Annotated in this window: 2 protein-coding genes and 1 pseudogene; 1 reads left to right on the forward strand and 2 read right to left on the reverse strand. The window is 75.0% G+C overall.

Features of this window, described 5'->3' with window-relative positions; genetic code table 11:
* Positions 1 to 4,363, reverse strand: a 4,363-nt coding sequence (locus UW392_RS11200; RefSeq protein WP_320774774.1) for a beta-ketoacyl synthase N-terminal-like domain-containing protein, incomplete at its 3' end; no start/stop codon positions are given.
* Between the two features lie 489 nt (positions 4,364 to 4,852).
* Positions 4,853 to 5,887, reverse strand: a complete 1,035-nt coding sequence (locus tag UW392_RS11205) for a GDP-mannose 4,6-dehydratase (protein ID WP_320774775.1) — start codon at positions 5,885 to 5,887, stop codon at positions 4,853 to 4,855.
* Positions 5,888 to 6,428: 541 nt separating this feature from the next.
* On the opposite strand from UW392_RS11205, the pseudogene UW392_RS11215 reads away from it, so the two are divergent.
* Positions 6,429 to 6,568 (forward strand): annotated as a pseudogene (locus UW392_RS11215) (ATP-binding protein); the annotation flags it as partial.

A 6,568-nucleotide genomic window follows, 5' to 3' on the forward strand; every position in this document is an offset into this window, starting at 1 on the left:
CCAGTTCGGCGGCGAGTTCGCGCGCGCCGGGCGCGTCGGCGCCGCGCCGTCCGGCGAGCACCAGGTGCCGTACGCCGTGCCCGGCGACGAGGTGGCGGGCGAGGACGGCGCCCAGCCCGCCGGTGCCGCCGGTGACGACGACGGTGCCGTCCGGGTTCCAGGGGGTGGCCGCGGTGTCGTCGGCGCCGGGGCGGACGCGGGTCAGCCGGGCGCCCAGGACCGCGCCGTCACGGACGGCGGTCTGCGGCTCGTCGGCGGTCAGCGCGGCGGCGAACCCGGTGGCGGCGTCGTCGCCGTCGGGGTCGAGGTCGAGCAGGCCGAAGCGGTGCGGGTGTTCGGCCTGGGCCGCGCGGACCAGGCCCCAGACGGCGGCGGCGGCCGGGTCGGTGACGCCGCTGTCGCCCGCGGCGACCGCGCCCCGGGTGACGAACACCAGCCGGGAGCCGGTGCGGGAGTCGTCGGCGAGCCACTCCTGGAGCTGCCCCAGGACGCGGGCGGTGAGGGTGTGCGCGACGGCGGGCACGTCGTCGTCGCCGGTACCGGCGACGGGGGCCAGGACCAGCGAGGGGGCGTCCGCGTCGGTGTCCCCGGCGCCGACGGCGGTGACCTCGGCGCCGGCGGCCGTCAGGGCGGCGCTCAGCGCGAACGGGTCGGTGCCGAGCAGGCCGACGGTGCCGGGCAGGGTGCCGTCGGCGGTGACGCGGGCGAAGTCGAGGGCGAACAGGGCGTCGCGCGTCGGCGCGGTCGCGGCGGTACTCCCCGCGTCACGCGCCGACCGCAGCACCAGGGAGCCGACGGAGGCGACGGGCGCGCCGGTGGTGTCGGCGACGGCCAGGGCGACGGCGTCGTCACCGGCGGGTGTGAGGCGGACCCGGGCCTCGGTGGCGCCGGTCGCGTGCAGGGTGACGTCCTGCCAGGCGAACGGCAGCCCGCCGCGGGCGTCCTCGCCGAGCGGGGCGAGGGCGGTGGCGTGCAGGGCGGCGTCGAGCAGCGCCGGGTGCAGGCCGAAGCCGGGGGCGTCGCCGGCGGGTCCGGCGTCGAGGGCGACCTCGGCGAAGGTCTCCTCGCCGCGCCGCCAGACGGCGCGCAGGCCGCGGAAGGCGGGGCCGTAGGAGAAACCGGCGGCGGCCAGGCCGTCGTAGAACCCGTCGAGGTCGACGGCCTCGGCGTCGGCGGGCGGCCAGACGGCGGCGTCGAACTCCTCGGCGCGGTGGGCGCCGGAGGCGAGGGTGCCGGCGGCGTGCTGGGTCCAGGGCAGCTCGTCGTCGCCGTCGGGGCGGGAGTACAGGGTCAGGGCGCGGCGGCCGGTCTCGTCGGGACTGCCGATCCACACCTGGACCTGGACGCCGCCGTCCTCGGGCAGCGCGAGCGGGGCGGCGAGGGTGAGGTCCTCGACGCGGTCGCAGCCGACCTCGTCGCCGGCCCGGACGGCCAGCTCCAGGAAGGCGGTGCCGGCCAGCAGCACGGTGCCGCCGACGGCGTGGTCGGCGAGCCAGGGGTGGGTGCGCACCGAGAGGCGGCCGGTGAGGAGGGTGCCGTCGGAGTTGGCGAGGGTGACGGCGGCGGCGAGCAGCGGGTGGTGGGCGGCGCCGAGGCCCGCGGAGCGCATGTCGCCGGTGAGGCCCGTGACGCCCTTGGGCCAGAACCGGCGGTGCTGGAAGGCGTAGGTGGGCAGGTCGGTGCGGCGGGCGCCGGTGGACTCGAAGAAGCGGTCCCAGCGCAGGGGGACGCCGCGCAGGTGCAGGCCGGTCGCGGTCTCGGTGAGGGCGGTCTCCTCGGCGCGGTCCTTGCGCAGTGCGGGCAGGACGGCGGCGCGGTCGTCACCGGCGGCGTCGAGGACGCTGCGGGTGAGGGCGGCGAGGGTGGCGTCGGGGCCGAGTTCGAGGAAGACACCGGTGCCGTGCCCGGCGAGCCAGGAGACGCCGTCGGCGAAGCGCACGGCGTGGCGGACGTGGTCGGCCCAGTAGTCGGCGGAGGTGAGCTGCTCGACGGTGGCGGGCGCGCCGGTCAGGTTGGAGACGACCGGAATGGTGGGCGCCTGCGGGGAGAGCCCGGCGACGACCGCCCGGAACTCGTCCAGCATCGGCTCCATCAGTGGCGAGTGGAACGCGTGCGAGACGCGCAGCCGCCGGGTGCGGCGGCCGAGGGCGGCGATCCGCGCGGCGATCTCCTCCACCGCGTCCTCGGCGCCCGCGACGACCACGGCAGAGGGGCCGTTGACTGCGGCGACGGAGACCTGTCCGGCGTGCTCGGCGACGAGCGGCGCGACCTCGTCCTCGGCGGCCTCCAGGGACACCATGGCGCCGCCCTCGGGCAGCGCCTGCATGAGCCGGCCGCGCGCCAGGACGAGGGTGCAGGCGTCCTCCAGCGAGAACACCCCGGCGACGTGGGCGGCGGCGATCTCGCCGACGGAGTGGCCGGTGAGGTGGTCCGGGGTGACGCCCCAGGACTCGACCAGCCGGTACAGGGCCACTTCGAGGGCGAAGAGGGCGGGCTGCGCGTACCCGGTGCGGTGCAGCAGCCCGGCGTCCTCGCTGCCCTCCTCGGCGAGGAGGAGGGGGCGCAGCGGCCGGTCGAGCCCGGCGTCCAGGTGGCCGAGGACCTCGTCGAGGGCGCGGGCGAACACGGGGAAGCGGGCGTACAGTTCGCGGCCCATGCCGGGGCGCTGGGAGCCCTGGCCGGAGAAGAGCACGGCGAGCTTGGTGCGGCCGCGCAGCTGGTGGGTGGTGACGCCGGGGGCGTCCTCGCCCGCGGCGAGCAGGGTGAGGGCGGCGACGGCGGCGTCCCGGTCGGCGGCGGTGAACGCCGCCCGGTGCTCCAGCGCGGAGCGGGTGGTGGCCAGGGCGTGGGAGACGTCCAGGGCGGGCAGGTCGGGGCGGGCGGCCAGGTGGTCGAGGAGCCGGGCGGCCTGGGCGCGCAGCGCGTCGGCGGTGCGGCCGGACAGCAGCCAGGGCAGGGTGCCGGCGGTGACGGCGGGGGTGTCGGCCGTGTCCTCGGCGGGCGCCTCCTGCGGGGCTTCCTCGATGATGACGTGCGCGTTGGTGCCGGACAGGCCGAAGGAGGAGATGCCCGCGCGGCGCGGGGCGTCCTCGCGGCGCGGCCACGGCGCGGGCTCGGTGAGCAGCTTCACGGCGCCCGCCGACCAGTCGACGTGGGTGGACGGCTCGTCCACGTGCAGGGTCCGGGGCAGCAGGTCGTGGCGCATCGCCATGACCATCTTGATGATGCCGGCGACGCCCGCGGCGGCCTGCGTGTGGCTGATGTTGGACTTCACCGAGCCGAGCAGCAGGGGTCGTTCGGGGTCGTGCCCCTGGCCGTACGTCGCGAGCAGCGCTTGCGCCTCGACGGGGTCGCCGAGGACGGTGCCGGTGCCGTGCGCCTCGACCGCGTCGACGTCGGCGGCGGTGAGCCGGGCGTTGACCAGGGCGGACTCGATGACGCGCTGCTGGGAGGGGCCGTTGGGGGCGGTCAGGCCGTTGGAGGCGCCGTCCTGGTTGACGGCGGAACCGCGGACCACGGCCAGTACCTGGTGGCCGTTGCGGCGGGCCTCGGAGAGCCGCTCCAGGACGAGGACGCCGACGCCCTCGGACCAGCCGGTGCCGTCGGCGGCGTCGGCGAAGGACTTGCAGCGGCCGTCGCCGGCCAGGCCGCCCTGCCGGGCGAACTCGACGAAGGTGGTGGGGCTCGCCATCACGGTGACACCCGCGGCCAGCGCCATCGAGCACTCCCCCGCGCGCAGCGACTGCGCGGCCAGGTGCAGGGCGACGAGGGAGGAGGAGCAGGCGGTGTCGACGGTCACGGCCGGACCGACGGCGCCGAAGAAGTACGACAGGCGCCCCGACAGGATGCTGGTGGCGTTGCCGGTGAGCTGGAAGCCCTGCACGTCGTCGTCGGGGCCGACCCGGTAGTCCTGCGGCATGGCGCCGACGAACATGCCGGTACGGCTGCCGCGGATGCCGGCGGGGTCGATGCCGGCCCGCTCGAACGCCTCCCAGCCGGTCTCCAGGAGCAGCCGCTGCTGCGGGTCCATGGACAGCGCCTCGCGGGGCGAGATGCCGAAGAAGTCCGGGTCGAAGGCGGGCGCGTCGTGCAGGAAGCCGCCCCGGAAGTCGGCGGGGCCGTCCCCGACGGCCGCCTCCCAGCCGCGGTCCCCGGGCATGCCGGTGATGCCGTTCTCCCCGGCGACCAGCATCCGCCACAGGTCCTCGGGGCTGCTGACGTCACCGGGGTAGCGGCAGCTCATGCCGACGATCGCGATGGGTTCGGTGGCCGCGGCCTCCAGCTCGCTCACCCGCTGCCGCGAACGCTTCAGATCGGCGCTCGCCCGCTTGAGGTAGTCCCGGAGCTTCTGTTCCTTGTCCATTATCAACGCAACCCATCTGCAAGAAGACCGGCGGACAGCTGGTGGTCCGGCGTGGACACCGGGCGCCCGGGGCGGCTGGGCGCCGGGCCGGCCGAGGTGTCCTTGGGGAGGAGAACTGTCGGTGGGGGCGGGAGCGGGGTGGCCCGCCGGAGTCGGTGTGTCACACGCGTGCGGATCCGGCCCGGACTAGGCGTCGGGGCGGGGGGATGACGGCGGATCCCCGGCACGCGGGCGGCCGGGAGACGCACCGGCCGACCTCTTGGAGCACACGCCGGGGGCGCGTGCCGTGCACACAGTTCCGCAGATCATGGCCTCAGTCTGCGGGCGCGGAGCTTTGGAAATCCCTAGTGTGTGCGGGCCGTGCGCGGACCGTCGGCCCGCGGGACGCGGGCAGCGCGAAGGCCCGGCCGTACGGGTCCGGCCGGGCCCCAAGGGATACGTCGATGTCTACCGGCTACCGGCTACCGGCTACCGGCTACCGGCTACCGGCTACCAACTGCTGCTGGACAGCAGCCTGCTGTAGTCCCGCTCGCGGGACGCCTGCCGCAGGTCCGACTCGACCATCATGCGCATCAGCTGCTCGAAGTCGACCTCGGGCTCCCAGTCGAGCTCGCGGCGGGCGTTGCCGGAGTCGGCGCAGAGGGTCTCCACCTCGGCGGGGCGCACCAGGTTCGGGTCGACCACGACGTGCTCCTCCCAGTCGAGGCCCACGTGCTCGAACGCGATCCGGGCGGCGTCCCGGACCGTGTGCATGGCGCCGGTCCCGACGACGTAGTCGCCCGGCTCGTCCTGCTGGAGCATCAGGTGCATGGCGCGGACGTAGTCCCCGGCGAAGCCCCAGTCGCGCTCGGCGTCGAGGTTGCCGAGGCTCATCTTGTCCATCAGGCCGAGCTTGATCTGCGCGACCGCCAGGGAGATCTTGCGGGTCACGAACTCGGCGCCGCGGCGCGGCGACTCGTGGTTGAACAGGATGCCGGAGACGCCGTACATCCCGTAGGACTCACGGTAGTTCTGGGTGATGTAGTGCCCGAACGCCTTGGCCACGCCGTAGGGGCTGCGCGGGTGGAACGGCGTGTTCTCCCGCTGCGGGCTCTCCGCCACCTTGCCGAACATCTCGGAGGAGGAGGCCTGGTAGAAGCGGATCTGGCCGCGGGGCGCGCCGCCGGAGGACTTGCCGAGGCCCTGCACGATGCGGACCGCCTCCAGCATGCGCAGCACACCGGTGCCGTTCACCTCGGTGACCAGTTCCGGCTGCTGCCAGGACATGGGCACGAACGAGATGGCGCCCAGGTTGTAGACCTCGTCGGGCTGGACCAGGTCGACCGCCGACACCAGGCTGCCCTGGTCCATGAGGTCGCCGTCCACGAAGTTCAGTTCCGGGATCAGCTTCGCGATGCGGTCCTTGCGGGGGTTGGCCTGGCCCCGGCAGAGCCCCCAGACCTGGTAGCCCAGGCCGAGGAGGTGTTCCGCCAGGTAGGAGCCGTCCTGCCCGGTGATTCCGGTGATGAGTGCACGCTTGGTCATCTTCCCTCTTTCCACCGCCACGTCGAGGACCGGTCGGGCAGTCGTCCGTACCCGTGGGAGTGGACCGATCGACAGCTCGTACGTCCACGCGCGCGCCGACGGGGCAGCCGGAGTTCGGCCCCCACCGGGACGCGCCACGCACGGCCTGCGCACACGAGCCGTCCTCATTGCGGCCATGCAAGCACGCGGGACGCTAAGGAATTCCTGAGTCCTGCCGCCGCCCGCGTCCGCACGAACCACCACGAACCGCACGAATCCCGCAGCTTCGACGGGGTTCACGATCACCCACGAGATCCCTCGGCGGCCAGGGAAAGCAGAGGGAGGTGCGCGGTCGTCCCCCGACGCGTCCGCGCACCTCCCCGCGCACCTCCCCGCGCTCCTCCCTGGCGCAGCCGTACCGTCAGCCCGTCGCCCGCACCGCCTCGCGGTCCAGGTCCGCCACCGCCTGCGGCCGGGACACGGCCACCGCGTGGGACGCGCGCTCGGCCTCGGCCTCGGTGACGGTCGCCCCGGCCAGGACCCTCGTGACGTCCTCGGGCACGACGGCGGCGCCACCGCACCCCACCTCCGCCACCCCCGCACCACCGACGAGGGCGGCCGGGGCCTGTTCCTGATCTCCCAGTTCACGCAGCGCTGGGGCACGCGCTTCCTGCCCGAGGGCAAGGTGATCTGGGCGGAGCA

The sequence above is a fragment of the Streptomyces sp. CRN 30 genome (assembly GCF_034105845.1).

Bases quoted from the DNA above. Each gene is read 5' to 3' on its own strand.
- UW392_RS11205 (WP_320774775.1), bottom strand. From the start codon at position 5,887: ATGACCAAGCGTGCACTCATCACCGGAATCACCGGGCAGGACGGCTCC.